Annotated in this window: 11 protein-coding genes; 7 read left to right on the top strand and 4 right to left on the bottom strand. The window is 64.8% G+C overall.

Features of this window, described 5'->3' with window-relative positions; genetic code table 11:
* Window positions 1–364: 364 nt before the first annotated feature.
* A complete protein-coding gene (locus BSZ14_RS06100) occupies window positions 365–3,514 on the bottom strand; it encodes a TonB-dependent receptor (RefSeq protein WP_076710241.1) in 3,150 nt (1,049 codons plus the stop codon).
* 483 nt (window positions 3,515–3,997) lie between these two features.
* Complete coding sequence (locus BSZ14_RS06095) at window positions 3,998–6,091, bottom strand: alpha-glucuronidase family glycosyl hydrolase (RefSeq protein WP_076710240.1); 2,094 nt, start codon at window positions 6,089–6,091, stop codon at window positions 3,998–4,000.
* Window positions 6,092–6,292: 201 nt separating this feature from the next.
* On the opposite strand from BSZ14_RS06095, the gene manD reads away from it, so the two are divergent.
* The 5 genes from manD to BSZ14_RS06070 all read left to right on the top strand — a co-directional run bounded on the left by manD (window position 6,293) and on the right by BSZ14_RS06070 (window position 12,578).
* Window positions 6,293–7,504, top strand: a complete 1,212-nt coding sequence (gene manD, locus BSZ14_RS06090) for a D-mannonate dehydratase ManD (protein WP_076710239.1) — start codon at window positions 6,293–6,295, stop codon at window positions 7,502–7,504.
* A 19-nt stretch (window positions 7,505–7,523) separates the two neighbouring features.
* Window positions 7,524–8,843 (top strand): MFS transporter, encoded by a 1,320-nt coding sequence (locus BSZ14_RS06085; RefSeq protein WP_083748140.1) that lies wholly within the window; start codon window positions 7,524–7,526, stop codon window positions 8,841–8,843.
* A 76-nt stretch (window positions 8,844–8,919) separates the two neighbouring features.
* The gene (locus BSZ14_RS06080; protein WP_076710238.1) at window positions 8,920–10,191 is read left to right on the top strand and encodes a PQQ-dependent sugar dehydrogenase; all 1,272 of its coding nucleotides are present in this window, start codon (window positions 8,920–8,922) and stop codon (window positions 10,189–10,191) included.
* Complete coding sequence (locus tag BSZ14_RS06075) at window positions 10,188–11,078, top strand: hypothetical protein (RefSeq protein ID WP_158069184.1); 891 nt, start codon at window positions 10,188–10,190, stop codon at window positions 11,076–11,078. Before BSZ14_RS06080 ends, BSZ14_RS06075 begins: the two co-directional genes overlap by 4 nt.
* A gap of 75 nt (window positions 11,079–11,153) precedes the next feature.
* Window positions 11,154–12,578, top strand: coding sequence for a L,D-transpeptidase family protein (locus BSZ14_RS06070; protein ID WP_076710236.1), 1,425 nt, complete (start codon window positions 11,154–11,156; stop codon window positions 12,576–12,578).
* Window positions 12,579–12,590: 12 nt separating this feature from the next.
* Here BSZ14_RS06070 and BSZ14_RS06065 read toward each other — a convergent pair whose 3' ends face one another.
* A complete protein-coding gene (locus BSZ14_RS06065) occupies window positions 12,591–13,565 on the bottom strand; it encodes a type 1 glutamine amidotransferase (protein ID WP_241823658.1) in 975 nt (324 codons plus the stop codon).
* Between the two features lie 104 nt (window positions 13,566–13,669).
* On the opposite strand from BSZ14_RS06065, the gene BSZ14_RS19610 reads away from it, so the two are divergent.
* Window positions 13,670–13,831 (top strand): hypothetical protein, encoded by a 162-nt coding sequence (locus tag BSZ14_RS19610; protein WP_158069183.1) that lies wholly within the window; start codon window positions 13,670–13,672, stop codon window positions 13,829–13,831.
* Window positions 13,832–13,841: 10 nt separating this feature from the next.
* Complete coding sequence (locus BSZ14_RS06055; RefSeq protein WP_076710234.1) at window positions 13,842–14,912, top strand: PepSY-associated TM helix domain-containing protein; 1,071 nt, start codon at window positions 13,842–13,844, stop codon at window positions 14,910–14,912.
* Window positions 14,913–14,919: 7 nt separating this feature from the next.
* Here BSZ14_RS06055 and BSZ14_RS06050 read toward each other — a convergent pair whose 3' ends face one another.
* Window positions 14,920–15,168: a hypothetical protein gene (locus BSZ14_RS06050; RefSeq protein WP_076710233.1), complete on the bottom strand. Its 249-nt coding sequence runs from the start codon at window positions 15,166–15,168 to the stop codon at window positions 14,920–14,922.
* Window positions 15,169–15,199 lie beyond the last annotated feature (31 nt).

Below are 15,199 nucleotides of genomic sequence, written 5' to 3'. Positions count from 1 at the left end.
GCTGCAGCTGTTCTTGCCCAGATCGATCCCGAGAACCGATACGTCCATGACCTTGGCTCCTTCCTCAAACGACCCGCTGTCGTGCGATAACAACGGTTCGGTTTAGGGGCGGGCCATCCATAAAGGGGGGCGTTTCCACGCCAGCACTGACGGCAGCGACGCCCTTGCCATGCGTCTCACGGAATGATGGGGATGCGGCTGTCACCAGCGTACGATACTCTATAAAGCGGAAAGCGCGAAACGCTCATTAACCGACCTCAAACTATGGCCCTCGCCCGCCTATGATGGCGGCGCCACGCGCAAAAAAAGGCCCCGGTTTTCGCCGGGGCCTCGATCCGATCGCGAGGGAAGAGCGATCGAAAGTTTAGAAGGTGCCGCGCAGACCGATCAGGAACTGACGGCCGGGCTTGTACTGGTTGAACGTCGCGTTCTCGAACTGGAAGTAGGAGCGCAGCGTCGCATTGGTGAAGTTGGCGACGTTGACGGTCAGCTGCGGCGCACCGGCAATCCCGAAGATCTTGTCGAGGTCGAAGGCCGACGAGAAGTCGTAGGTGGTATAGTCGGTGCCGAACAGCGCCGCGTTGGGGATGCCGTTCTGCGCCGCACCGCTGTTCTGAGCACCCTGACGCGAGGTCGTGGCGACGCGCAGCATGACGCCGTTCTTCTCGTAATAGCCGGTGATGTTGTAGGTGAAGGGCGCCACGCCGAACGCAACGGCGGGGCCGTCGCTGCGCTGGTCGACGATCGTTGCGTTGGCGTTGAAGCCGAAGCCGGTGATGCCGATCGCGCGGGTCAGGAAGTCGAGCGGCTGAACCCACTGGAATTCCAGGCCGTTGATGGTCAGCTTGTTGGGTACGTTGACCTGTGACGTGACCTGCACCTGGGCCGCACCAGGCCCACCGCGCGCGTTGATCGCGATCTGCTGCGTCGGGTTCAGCGTATCATAGGTGATGCCATACTGCGCCAGGTTCGAGAAGGGCACCGTGCTGATCGCGGTGGTGGTGAATCCTTCCAGCGACTTGCGGAACGCGTTGAAGCTGATCACGCCCTCACGGCCGGTATAATATTCGAAGCCCAGGTCGAGATTGGTCGACAGATAGGGCGCCAGCGCCGGGTTGCCGATCGAGGCCTGGTCGGCCGAGGGCGCGCCGAAGTTGATGCCCGGCAGCTGTGCCGAGGGATCGGGCCGGGTCATGGTGCGCGAACCCGCGACGCGGACCACGGCATGCTCGCCGATATCATAGGCGAAGGTCGCGGCGGGCAGCCATTCGGAATAGACGTTGCGCGTCTCGGCGATGTTGATGATGCTCGGGTAACGGCTGCCATCGGGCAACGATGCGCCGGAAGCGGTGGTGTTGCGGGGATCGGGCAGCGAGACGCGGCCCGAGATCGTCTGGATCGTGTTGACGTAGCGCAGGCCGACATTGAAGCGCAGCGTGTTGCCGCCCAGTTCCTGCGCGCCGTTGACGGTCGCGAAGGCCGACTTCACGACCTCGCGGATGAAACCTGCGCTGGCGCCGGTGTTCGCGCCGCCATTCTCGGGCGCGTTGTCGTGGAAGAACTGGTAGTTGCTGGCCTTGGCAAAGGCGGGCCAATTGACCGTCACGAAACCGGCGGGTCCCGGCGACAGATAGCTGGGGGCCGCGCTGTTGGGGATCAGCGAGCCACCATAGCTGACCGGGCCGCTCATGCCCGAGCTGAAGCCCGTGCCATACCCCGGATAGGTCGGATAGCCCGCAGGGGCTGCGCCCGGCGCGTTCAGGCCTTCGCAGGGCGGCTGCGAGTTGGGCGAGGGGACGGCGACGTTCGGGTTGTTGCCGCACACGGCGTTCTGCCAGAACTGGCTGTTGTCGAAGCCCCGGATGCGGCGCGACGTGTCGTCATAAGCGCCGCCGACCTTCAGGTTCAGCGCGGTGTCGCCCCAGGTCAGGTCGCCGCGAAGGCCCTTGTTGATGTTCAGGCGACGCTCGTCCTGCAGGTTGACGCGGCTGCCCGCATACCAGCCGAAATTCTTAGGATCGTTCAGGTCCAGCGCGCTGGTGATCGTCGGGATGCCGCCATTGTTCGAGAAGGTGACGGTGTTGCCGACGCCCAGCGGCGTCGTCATGCCGACGGTCGGACTTTCGCGGTGGAAGGTCGACCGGGCGTAATTGCCCTGGAAGTTCAGCTTCAGCTTGTCGTTGATCTGCCACTCGGCACCCGGATTGACGCTCCAGAGGCGCGTCGTCTCGGTATAGGGGCGGAATTCGTTGAAGAACTGGGCATTGGCAAAGGTGCCGCCCGTGACGGTGCAGCCCGCGCTCCAATCCGACTTGTCGAAGGTGAGGTTGGTCGGGATGATCGCGCCGTTGCGGACGATCCAGGCCATGTTCTCACGGGTCAGCTCGTTCTTCTTGAAGCCGTACAGGCCGTCGACATAGAAATGCAGCTCGTCGGTCGGGCGATATTCGGCGCTCAGGATCGCATTGATGCGGTCACGCGGACCGCGAATGCTGGTCACGCGGCCCAGGCGCGGCAGCAGGCCGTTGTCGATCTGCTGGATGGTCGCGCCCGGATTGTTGGCGAGCAGGAAGTTGCGGTCGATCACCGTGCCGGGGATCAGGCCCGCGCCCGCGCCGTTGGGAACGGTGGACGGGATCGTCCAGTTGCCGCCACCGGTGCCGGTGTTGCAAACGGTCGTCGTACCGCATTGTGCGGCGGTCAACTGCGGGTTGGTATAGCCGATCGTCTCGAAACCGCGCGTGTCGGTGAACAGGCGCTGCGCCGAGACGCCCGCCAGCACGCCGAACGTTTCGTTGCGCCAGCTACCGATCAGCGAGCCACGCGCACCGATCCGGTCTTCCGGCGTCTGCTTCGACCCCTGGATGTTATAGGCGAGGAAGGGGCCGCTGCGATCGAACGGGCGGGCAGAGCGCAGGTCGATATTACCCGCCGCGCCGCCTTCCAGCAGGTCGGCGGTGTAGCTCTTGTTCACGGTCAGCTTGGTGAACAGGTCGGTCGGGAAGAAGCTGAGGTCGACGGAGCGGTCGGTGCCCTGCGCGTCGGTCGAACCCGACGAGGCGACCGCGATCGGTGCGCCGTTCAGCGTGACGTTGGTGAAGTTCGATCCCAGGCCGCGAATGGCGACGTTGGTGCCTTCGCCGGTCACGTCGCGGGTGATGGTGACGCCCGGAATGCGATTGAAGGATTCCGCGATGTTGGTGTCTGGAAACTTGCCGATATCCTCGGCAAAGATCGAGTCGGTGAAGCCGGTCGCCGCGCGCTTGGCATTGGTCGACTTGGCAAGGCTCGAGCGATAGCCGGTGACGACGATGTCTTCGGACGGCGTGCCCGGGGTCTGATCGGTTCGCGGTGCGGGCGGCACGGAGGGGCCGTTATCCTGGCCGTCATTAAGTATCTGCCCTTGCGGGGCGGGAACCGCCTGCGCCCAGGCCGTCGAAGCGCTCATCGCGCCAACGGCCGTGGCGCAAAGCAGGGCGATGCGGCTGAGGCGGATGGTGGGCACGGATTTCATGTCAGGTCCTCTCTTGCGGCCCGCTGTCGTTCGTTGCGACATGCGGATTGATTTCGTTGGATCGGGTCGGTGTCGGATCAGGGTGCCGGTGGCGCGCGATGATGGCTGGGAACACGCGTCTCGCGGTCTGCCGATGCGTCGGCCATGACGATGCCGTTAACCATGCTATCCCCTCCAACCGTCTGATGCGGCGTATGCTGATAGCGCTATCGTTCTGCCCTATTGGTCCACAAGTCAATGAAAATTGGTTAGGCCGCAACGGGTTCGTGACGAACTATGGCTGTTCTGCCACAGCCGGGCCGTATCAAGATGAAACGAGAGCGCTAAGTCCAGGCGCCGGCCGAAAGTCGTTTATCTTGCTACAATCGATTTACAGATCGGCAAGCAGACCGGCACCGGCCCGACCAAAGCTTATAATTCTGGTTTTGCCGGTGAGGAATAGCGGTCGGTCGCGGCCATGACAGGCCACGACCATTAACCGTCTTATGAAGTGTGCCCCGGCGCGTAGGGAAAGCGCTGCGCCTTGTACCAGGCCAGATCATGGTCGGGCGCCCGCACCCCGGCGGGCAGCGGGCGATGATTGACCGACATCCAATAGGCCAGGCTCGCATCGCGCCACCACCGGGCCTCGCGTTCCTGAACGGCGAGATAGGTTGCCGTCTTCTGCCACCGCTCGGCATCGATCTTCGGGCGCAGACTTTCCCATTGGCGCTGCATCTGCACGACATAGGCGACGCCGCGATCATAATGGGCGACGAGATCCTCCCAGAGGGTGCGGCCATCCTTCATCCGGCGGTCCCACGGCAGGTGATGGAACCAGAGGAGCATGGATTCAGGCGTCGTCTCCGGCTTGGCAAAGGCCTTGGCCACCGGCCCCGCATATTGGCCGACCGCGTTGCTGCCCGAGGCGGTGCGGTCGAAGCCGATCCCGTTGGCATCGGCGCGGTGATAATAGGTCGGGTTCCATTCCGGCCGGGCCAGTTCGGATACCCATGGTCCCGGCCCGTAATGATGACCCGTCGCCATCAGATGCGCGAGGCCCAGCGCGCCGGTATAATCGACCACCGCTTCCCGGCTTCCCATCATCATCGCGGTGACGGTATCGATGACCTGGGCGTCGGTGCTGAAGGTCTGCGCGGCCCAGGCGCGCGCAATATCCTCCGCCGAGAGATCGGGGTCCCAGGCCAGACGCCCAAAGGCGTACCAGTTCGCCTGATTGAAGGTCGATCCGCTCCAGTCGCGATCGCGCCCGATGTTGGCGACGCCCGCCATGCCGGACAGCGTGTGATGTTCGGCCTGACCGTCGACGACATCGGCCACCGTCTCACCCGGCCTGCGTCCTGTCTTGGAATCCAGCACCTCGGTGAACAGCGGGCCGAGATAGGCGAGGTGGGTCGCAAAGCCCAGATATTCCTTGGTGATCTGGAACTCGATCATCAGCGGCGTGCGTGGCATCGCGCCGAACAACGGGTGGAACGGCTCGCGCGGCTGGAAGTCGATCGCGCCGTTCTTCACCTGTACCAGCACGTTGTCGGCAAACTTGCCGTCGAGCGGCTTGAACTCGGTATAGGCCTGTTTCGCGCGGTCTTCGGGGTCGGTTTCGGCATAGACGAAGGCGCGCCACATCACGATGCCGCCATGGGGCTTGACCGCAGCGGCCAGCATGTTCGCGCCGTCCGCATGAGACGCGCCATAGTCGCGCGGGCCGGGCTGGCCCTCGCTGTTGGCCTTGACCAGGAAGCCACCGAAATCGGGGATGGTGCGATAGATTTCATCGGCCTTTGCTTTCCACCACGCCGCCACCGCCGGATCGCGCGGATCGGCGGTCTTCAGGCCGCCCAGCTCGATCGGCGCGGAAAATTTGACCGACAGATAGACCTTGATGCCCCAGGGGCGGAACACGTCTGCCAGCGCCGCCGCCTTGGCGATATAGGGCGCGGTCAGGCTGTCGGCCTTCGCGTTCACGTTGTTCAGGACGGTGCCGTTGATCCCGATCGAGGCATTGGCGCGGGCATAGTCAGTATAGCGCGGGTCCTTGAAGTCAGGCAGCGTCCACCAGTCCCATAGCGACTGCCCCGCATAGCCGCGCTCGACGGTTTCATCGAGATTGTCCCAATGGTTGAGCACGCGCAGCTTGACCTTGGGCGCCGAACGCAGCGCGACGCCGTTCGCCTTGCCGCCGGTAGCGAGGTGGCGGATCAGCGCGAACGCACCATAGAATGCGCCGCGATCGCTGTTGCCCGCGACCAGCAGGACGTTCTGCCCGTCCAGCGTGACGCTACGGACGAGATAGCCTTCGTCACCCAACCCCTCGAACGGCAGACGCAGCGAACGGAGGGCGGGGTCGGCCGCCGTCGCGACCATGACGGGCGGCGTGCCGGAAGGCAGCGCGCGGCGCAGCTCGGAGGCAGCCAGATCGAGCGTCGCTGACACCCCCGACACCCTGACATTTACCTGTCCGACCGATGGCGCGACGCTGCGCAGCCATAGCGCATAACCGTCCTCTGCCGCCGCCGGACATGGCAGTGCGACCAAGGACAGGGACAGCGCGGTGGTCCATGCGCGAATCCGTTTCATGCCATACTCTCCCGATATGTCGACGATTGACAAGCCGACGCTTGGCCCGCACGTTACCGCTATCAGACCAATTGGCAAGTCGGGTTGGACCGGCTGCCTGACAGGAGGGGCCTGAATGACCCGGTGGCAAGACCCGATCCGCCATGCCGCATCGTGCGGCCATCCTTCTGTCGCGTTCGTGTTCGCCTGAAGGACGTTTCCATGCCCAAGATCGTTTCCGCCCGCCTGATCGTTACCTCACCGGGGCGCAACTTCGTCACGCTGAAGATCGAGTGCGACGACGGCACCACCGGCCTTGGCGATGCCACGCTCAACGGACGCGAGATGGCCGTCGCCAGCTATCTGCAGGACCATGTTATCCCCTGCCTGATCGGACGCGAGGCGCACCGGATAGAGGATATCTGGCAGTATCTCTACAAGGGCGCATACTGGCGACGGGGGCCGGTGACGATGACCGCGATCGCGGCGGTCGACATGGCGCTGTGGGACATCAAGGGCAAGGTCGCCGGACTGCCTGTCTATCAGCTGCTGGGGGGGGCCGCGCGTGAAGGCTGCATGGTCTACTGCCATGCCAATGGCACGACGATCGAGGACACGATCGCCACCGCGATCCGGCACCGCGACGAGGGCTATCGCGCGATCCGCCTGCAATGCGGCGTGCCGGGCCTCGCCTCCACCTATGGCGTCGCCAAGGCGGGGCAGCGCTACGAACCCGCCGATGCCGACCTGCCGACCGAAAGCGTCTGGTCGACCGAGAAATATCTGCGCGTTGTTCCCGAACTTTTCGCCGCCGCGCGTGAGGCGCTGGGCTGGGACGTCCATCTGCTCCACGATGTCCATCACCGCCTGACCCCGATCGAGGCGGCGCGGCTGGGCAAGGATCTGGAGCCGTATCGCCCCTTCTGGATCGAGGATGCGACCCCCGCCGAGGATCAGGATGCCTTCCGCCTGATCCGCCAGCATACGACGACACCGCTGGCGGTGGGCGAGATCTTCAATTCAATCTGGGATGCCAAGCATCTGATCGAGAACCGACTGATCGACTATATCCGCGCCACCGTCGTCCATGCGGGCGGGCTGACCCATTTGCGGCAGATCGCGTCGCTGGCGGACCTGTATCAGGTGCGCACCGGCTGCCACGGCGCGACCGACCTGTCACCCGTCACCATGGCGGCGGCGCTGCATTTCGGGCTGTCGATCCCCAATTTCGGCATTCAGGAGCATATGCCGCACACCGATGAGACGGATGCGGTCTTCCCGCATCAATACCGTTTGGAGGACGGCATGATGCACCCCGGCGACGCGCCCGGCCTGGGCGTCGAGATCGACGAGGCGCTGGCCGAGACGTATCCGTACAGGCGTGCCTATCTGCCGGTGAACCGTCTGGAGGACGGGACGCTGTGGAGTTGGTAAAGAGGGTGGATTCGGTGAGATGAGCGATCTGACCCAAGCCGCCGCCACCGCGCCAGACACCGTGGCCCAGGCCGTGCCGCCCCCGCGCGGGCGGGTGCGCTGGGTCATCTGCGGTCTGCTCTTCGCCGCCGTGGTGCTGAGTTACATCGACCGGCTGGTGCTGGGCGTGCTCAAGCCGCAGCTGACCGCACTCTATGGCTGGACCAACAGCGGTTACGGCGACATCACCGGTTATTTCCAGGTGGCCTATGGCCTGGGTTTCCTGCTGTTCGGCTGGCTGATCGACCGGATCGGACCGCGTGCGGGTTATATGCTGGCAATGGGCGCGTGGACGGTCGGGCATTTCGCGCAGACACTCGTCACCTCGACGACCGGTTTCGCGCTCGCCCGCATCCCGCTGGCGCTGGGGGAGGCGGGCACCTTCCCATCGGCACTGGCGGCCGCTTCGCAATGGTTTCCCAAAAAGGAACGCGCGATGGCGATCGGCATCTTCAATGCCGGGGCCAATGTCGGCGCGGTGGTGACGCCGCTGCTGATCGGGTTCCTGATCGCCGATCTGGTGCTCGATTGGCGCTGGGCCTTCATCGTCACCGGGCTGTTCAACCTCGTCTGGCTGACCGCGTGGTGGCGGCTCTATCACCCGCCGCACAGCCATCCGCGCATCACATCCGAGGAGCGTGCCTGGATCGAGGCAGAACCGGTCGAGACGACGGGGCGCGCTGGCTTCCTGACCGTTTTGCGGCACCGCGAATCCTGGTCCTACATGACCGGGCGCTTCCTGATCGATCCGGTCTGGTGGACCTTTTTGTTCTGGCTGCCGGATTTCTTCCACAGCCGTTACGGCTATGATCTGAAGAATTTCGGGCCGCCACTGGTCGCCATCTATATCATGGCCGACGTCGGTGCGATCGTCGGCGGCTGGTATTCGTCACGGCTGTTGAAGCGTGGTGTCGAGACGGGCCGCGCGCGCAAGCGGGCGATGCTCGCCTGCGCGCTGTTCGCCCTGCCGGTAATGTTCGCCGCGCAGGCGAGCAGCATCTGGATCGCAGTGGCGATGATCGGACTGGCCTGCGCCGCGCATCAGGGCTTTTCGACCAACCTCTTCGCGCTGCCCGGCGATCAGTTCCCCCGCTATGCGCAAGGGACATTGATCGGCCTGGGCGGTTTTGCCGGGGCGGCGGGCGGCTTCATCGCGTCCAAGGCGCTGGGGGCATTGCTCGACCGGGTGGGGAGCTATCAGCCCTTCTTCATCGCGTGCGGCGTCGCCTATCTCGTCGCGCTGCTGGTCTTCCATATTCTCAACCCGCGTTACCGCGATGTGCGGATCGGGGGCGTGTAACATTTCATGTCCCGGTCCCGGCGGCGGATATACGGCCGGATCGGGTGGTTTCTCGCTCACGCAGCCGGGAGCCAGCATGAACAGGATCGCCTTCGCCCATCTTCTCCTCGCCTCGACCATAGTCGCAGGCGGGGCCTCTGCCCAGTCGACATCGCAGGTCGTCGGCCTGCCACCACAGCCCGAGCCCTATGAAACGGAGTCGGTGGTCAACCATCCCAAGACCATCGGTTGGCCGGAAGGGCGCAAGCCCGTCGCACCGCGCGGCTATGAGGTGGTGAAGTTCGCCGGCGGTCTCGATTATCCACGCCAGGCGCTGTTGCTGCCCAATGGAGATGTGATCGTCGCGGAGGCGCGGACCAAGCCCAAGCTCGACGCCGATCCCGAGGTTCAGCGCGGACAGGCGCTCTCCAAGACCACCGGCTTCAGTGCCAACCGCCTGACCCTGCTCCGTGATGCGGATCGGGACGGAGTGGCGGAACAACGCTTCGTGCTGCGCGAGGGGCTGAACCAACCGTTCGGGATGCAATATGTCGGTGGGCGGCTCTATGTCGCGAACACCGACGGCGTGGTGAGCTTTCCGTTCCAGCCCGGCCAGACGACGATCACCGCTATGCCAAAGCCGCTGATCGCGCTGCCTGCCGGAGGTTATAACAACCACTGGACCCGCAACCTGCTGCTCAGCCCGGATGGCCGCACGCTCTATGTCTCGGTCGGCTCGGCCTCCAATGTCGGCGAGTTTGGTATGGACGAGGAAAAGCGCCGCGCCGCGATTCTCGCGGTCGATCTGGCGAGCGGGCTGGAGCGGCTCTACGCCTCGGGCCTGCGCAATCCGGTCGGCATGGCCTGGGCACCCGGCGGGGTGTTGTGGACGGCGGTAAACGAACGGGACGAGATTGGCGACGACATCTCGCCCGACTATCTGGTCGGGGTGAAGGAGGGCGGCTTCTATGGCTGGCCGTACAGCTATTATGGCAAGCAGGACCCCCGCCATGCGAATGAACGCCGTGACCTGCTGGCGACGACGTTGATGCCCGATGTGGCGGTCGGTGCCCATGCCGCCGCGCTGGGTCTCGCGTTCGACAAGGGGAATGCGGGGCAAACCGCCTATGTCGCGCGACATGGTTCGTGGAACCGGTCCAGCTTCAGCGGCTATGACGTGCTGGCCGTGCCATTTGCAGGCGGCCGCCCGACCGCCGCGCCGCAGCCCTTCCTGACCGGCTTCGTCGCCGATGCCAAGAAGGGCGAAGTCTATGGTCGTCCGGTCAGTATCCAGACCCGCGCGGACGGGGCGATCTTTGTACTCGACGATGCGGGCGATACGGTCTGGCTGGTCCGTCGGAGTTCGTGAGGCGCGATCAGGGTGCGGTGATGGCGGCGATCGCGTTCGCCATCGCCGGGGCCGCCGGTCCCGCCCGGGGCCAGTCGATCCCGTTCGCCGATACCGAGGATGCCACCCTGTCGGAGATCGATGTGAAGGATGGGGGCAGGGACTGGCATCCGGTCGTAACGCTCGACATCCGCAACGGCGATTATGCGCGCGGTGCGCTGGACGATGACGATGCCGCGCTTGACCGGGTTCCGGTGCATATGGCCTTTGGCGGCGCATTGGTGCTTCGGCGCAGAGGAGACGGTAACGGCGATCTGTTCGTCATCGGACAAAGCTCCAACGGTTTTCACGCCCCTCGTTCGGACGAGAGGGTCAAGCCGCGCGCCTGGTACGAGAGTAACAATCTGCTTGGGCTCGCCTGGCGTCCGGCGAAAGGGCTGACGACGGCTGCGACCTATACGCTCAAGACCAGCCCCAACAGGGTCGCCTCCACGACGCACGAAGCGAGCGTAAGCATCCTCTACACGGCGGATCGCGGGCTGGGGCGTTTGAAGCCGCGCGCCGCGATCACCCGCCGGACGCAGGGCGAGGGTGGTTTCTATACGATTGCCGGGATCAACCCGTCTTTCGAGTTCCTCAACCGGGAGAATGGGCCATCGCTCGGCGTGCCGGTAATGGTCGGCGTCGGTTGGAACGGCTTCTACGCGGAGGGCAGCGGCACGCGCCTCTACGGCAGCGGCGGGCTTACGCTGTCTCAGCCCATCAATCTTGGTGGGAGCACCGCGACCTTGCAGGCCGACATCGTCGCGCTGGTCCGGGACGAGCGGCTGCGTCGCCTCGACATGCCGGGCGGGACGACGGCGGCAGTGGTTCCGCATGCCACCATCTCACTGACCATGGCCTGGTGACGCCTTCCGACCGAAACGGGAGCCGACTTCATTTCGATGCGTTTACGACCTGATATATGGGAGTGACGAACGGTTATGCGGACGGGATCGGTATTGGCGCTGGGACTGCTGCTGTCGGCCTGTGGCGGTCAGGTCGCAACGGATCAGAATGCCACGTCTTCGACAAACGAGGAATCCGGCCCCGCTCAGTGGAGCGACCGCACGCGCGGACAGCTGCGTCAGGCGATCGACGGGCGGGCGGCGCATGGTCTGGACCATATGACGTTCGACGTGTCGGGCAGCGATGAGGCCAAGACCACCGAACAGGCTCTCCGCTTCGCCACGGCCCTGGCGCGGGGCGCGACCGATCCGACCAAGCTCTACGATGTCTATACCGTGCCGCGCCCGTCGCCCGATCTGAAGGCCGGGCTGGCGGCGGCGCTGCGGGGCGGAGATCTTACCAAATGGCTGAACAGCCTGGCGCCGCAGGACGGCAATTACAAGCGACTGTCCGACGCCTATCTGAAGCTTCGCCAGCAGCCGCAGGACGCCGACGTCAAGATCGCAGGCACCGGCGAGCCGATCAAGCCCGGCGCGGCCGATCCGCGCCTGCCCGTCATCCTGCGCGAGCTGGTCGTCCTCGATTATCTGGCGCCCAACGCGGCCCAAGAGACCAGCTATAGCCCGACCATCGTCGATGCGGTCCGCAGGATGCAGGCCGATTACGGCATGAAGCCCGATGGCATCATCGGCAGTGAGGCGCTGGCCATCCTCAACATGTCGAACGCCGACCGGGCGCGCGCCATCGCCGTTGCGATGGAACGGCTGCGCTGGCTGGAGCGGACACCGCCCGCCACGCGCATCGACGTCAACATCGCCGCCGCCCGCCTGACCTATTGGCGGGACGGCAAGATCGTCGACAGCCGCAAGGTCGTGGTCGGCGAGCCGGATACCGAGACGCCGCAATTGGGGTCGCCCATCTATCGCCTCGTGGCCAACCCGACCTGGACCGTACCGCGCTCGATCCAGCAGAAGGATCTGGCCAAGAAGGGGGCCGGTTATCTGAAGGCCAACAACATGGTCTGGAAGGATGGCTGGATCGTCCAGCAGCCCGGCCCCAAGAATTCGCTCGGGCTGGTCAAGTTCGACATGCTGAACGATCATGCCATCTATCTGCACGATACGCCTGCCAAGGCGTTGTTCGGCATGGTCCAGCGTCAGCGGAGCCATGGTTGCGTCCGCGTCGACGACGCGCTGGGTTTTGCCGAGATGCTGGCCAAGGACGAAGGCGTGTCCGACGAGTGGCACAAGGCACGTGAGACGGGCAAGGAGAGCTCCGTGAAGCTGCAGCGCCAGATTCCCGTCCGGCTGCTCTATCAGACAGTGTTGTTCGACGATGGCGGAGAGCCGATCGTGCGCAACGATCCCTATGGCTGGGACGACCGGGTCGGTGCGGCATTGGGCTTCAAGGCGGGTAAGGCGCTCCGGGTCATGACCGGCGCGGCGGATGTCGGGCCGTAACGGCCCGGCGGGCTAGCCCCTCAACATCCGGAGGTTGGACAGGAAGTTGGCGATTTCGCGGCGGCGCAACCGTTCCTCCGCGAACTCGCCATCGACCCCCAGTCGCCAGCGCAGTGCCCGGTCATCGGGTGCTTCGTAAAGCGCGTCGAGATCGTCGCTCCACGCTTTGACATCCTCTTCGCGATCGGCCAGCCCCGCCTCGACCAGATCACCGGCCTGAGCGGCAATGGCCAGCGCAATCTCGCGGAGCGCCAGCTCGGGATGATATTGCACGCCCCAGAAGACGCCGCGGTCGAAACGGATTTCCGCCGCCTGCACCCATGTCACGGCATTGCTGGCAAGCAGCGTCGCGCCGGGCGGCAGTTCCTCCACCTCGTCGCCATGGATGGCGGGCGCGTCCCAGCTGGATGGCCGACCTGCAAGCAGTGGATGGCTGCGCCCCGCATCGGTCGGCGTGATGCGGCGGGCGATACCTGCCTCCATCCGCTCGGGCATCTTGCGTACCTGTCCGCCCGCGGCCGCAACCGCGATCTGCAATCCGGCGCAGGAGCCGAAAGAGGGTATGCCTGCCGCGAATACACGGCGCATGAAGTCGATCTGACGCCGGACCTCCGGGCTGTCATCATAGACGTGCATCGGCGAGCCGGTGAGGAACACCCCATCGAACGCCGCCAATTTGTCGTTCGAAAAACCGGAGGCTGCATCGTCGGCCGGGGACACGATCGTCGTTTTGATGCCCGGCTGCATTTGTTCCAGCGTCGCGGCGTAGGTCTCGCCTGAGCTTTTGCCGGTACGGCGGCGGCGGGCTTCGCGTTCCTCAGGCAATTCGCTTTGCGCGATCAGATAATGCGGCATGTCATGCTTTCGATGATGAGCCGCGACAACGCGTGCCCGCGCCGGATGGTTCGCCTCTACATCACTGATATTACCGGAAAATGCTTCTGTCTGTCGCCAGTAAGATCGTCTGGTGGCCAGCGGCGAACGCATTTGCCGCCGCCTGACTAATGCGACCGCTTTGCAATTGCATGAATTTTGCCTATGAGCCCCTTACAACAAAGGGGGTGGCGGGCATGAATATGGGTTGCCGGCTTATGGCGATGACCTCAATCGCGCTTTATCCGGCGGCGGGTCTCGCCTCGGATATGCCGCAGGCGCAGGGGGCGGGCGATGCCTTGCCGCTGACCCCGTCCTTCTCCCCGACGCGCCAGTATCCTTCGGGCGCGGGCGGACCGTTACGCTTGGCTGGGATGTGAGGTTCTGACGATGAAATGGCTCGATCTGCTTCATCGCTGGACCGGCGGTGTCATCGGTCTGGTCCTGGGTCTGCTGGGGCTGACGGGATGTCTGCTCGTCTGGAAGATCGCGCTGATCTCGGTGCCGGGCAAGGCGCTACCGCTGGTCCGCGATCCGGCCGCGGTCGCGGCGGCGGTTCAGCGCATGCTGCCCCAGCCAAAAGGCGGCGAGAGCGTGGTATTCGCCGATAACGGGTTTGCGCTGCACCAGCTGCGGCTTGCCCATGGGGCAGGGGCCTATGCCGATCAGGGTGGTCGGATCGTCGAGCGCTGGAGCAGCCAGTGGGAGCGCTCCGAGCTGTGGCTGTTCGATTTTCACCACCACCTGTTCGCCAGCGATATCGGCGAGACGGTGATCGGCATTGCCGGGCTGTGTGGGCTGTTCTTCGTGGTGTCGGGCACGATCCTGTGGTGGCGGACCCGCCGGACCTTCAAATGGCGGATGCTTCCCAAGCGGTTAAGCCGCCCCGCGATCGTCATGCATCACCGCGATCTGGGCATCGTCGTCGCGCCGCTCCTGCTGCTTTCAAGCATCACGGGTGCCGCGATGGTTTTTCGTCCGGTGGCGATGATCGTCGTCGCTCCGTTTGGCTCACCCGCCAAGGCACTGGCGGCATTGCGGCCGGGCAAGGTGCATGGCGGACCGTTGGCGGCCAGCCCGCCCTGGCGGGCGATGCTGACGGCGGCGAGCCAGCGTTTCCCCGACGCCGTGCCCCGTATCCTGTCCATGCCGCGCAAGCCAGGTGACCCGATCACGCTGCGGATGCGCCGGGCGGACGAATGGTTGCCCAATGGGCGAACGACCCTGACCTTCGACGCGGCCACGGGCCGTCTGTTGACCAGTCGTGACGCGATGGCGATGCCGCAAGCCGCCCGCGTCTATAGCATGCTTTACCCGCTTCATGCCGGACGTGTCGGCGGGGTGGCGTGGAAGCTGCTGATGACCGTCAGCGGCCTGGCGCTGACCCTGCTGGGATCGCTGGCGGTGTGGACCTTCTGGTTCCGGCGACCACGCCGCCCTATCCGGCCGTCCCGCGTTTAGCCCCGGGCTATGGCTTTCGCAGGGCAGAGGCCAGGGCGATACCTGCCGCCAGTTGAAGCAGGCCATATGCCCGGCGGCGCAGTGGATTATTGGTGAAGGGGCGGACGAGCATATCGACCGCCGACACGTCCGATCGCCAGAGTTCGACATGCCGCTTCGGTTGCAACAGGCCGAGCAAGCCATCGCCGATCATGAAAACGGCAGCCATCTCGCCGCTGCGGCGCAAGCCGATCTGCAGGTTGGTCCGGTCGTTCATGGCCGCTCTCCCAAAGTTCCCCAACGCGCAC

It is taken from the genome of Sphingomonas sp. Sph1(2015) (genome assembly GCF_001970915.1).
Classification (GTDB): Bacteria; Pseudomonadota; Alphaproteobacteria; order Sphingomonadales; family Sphingomonadaceae; genus Sphingomonas; species Sphingomonas parapaucimobilis.
This window is presented reverse-complemented; position numbering and strand designations above follow the sequence as displayed.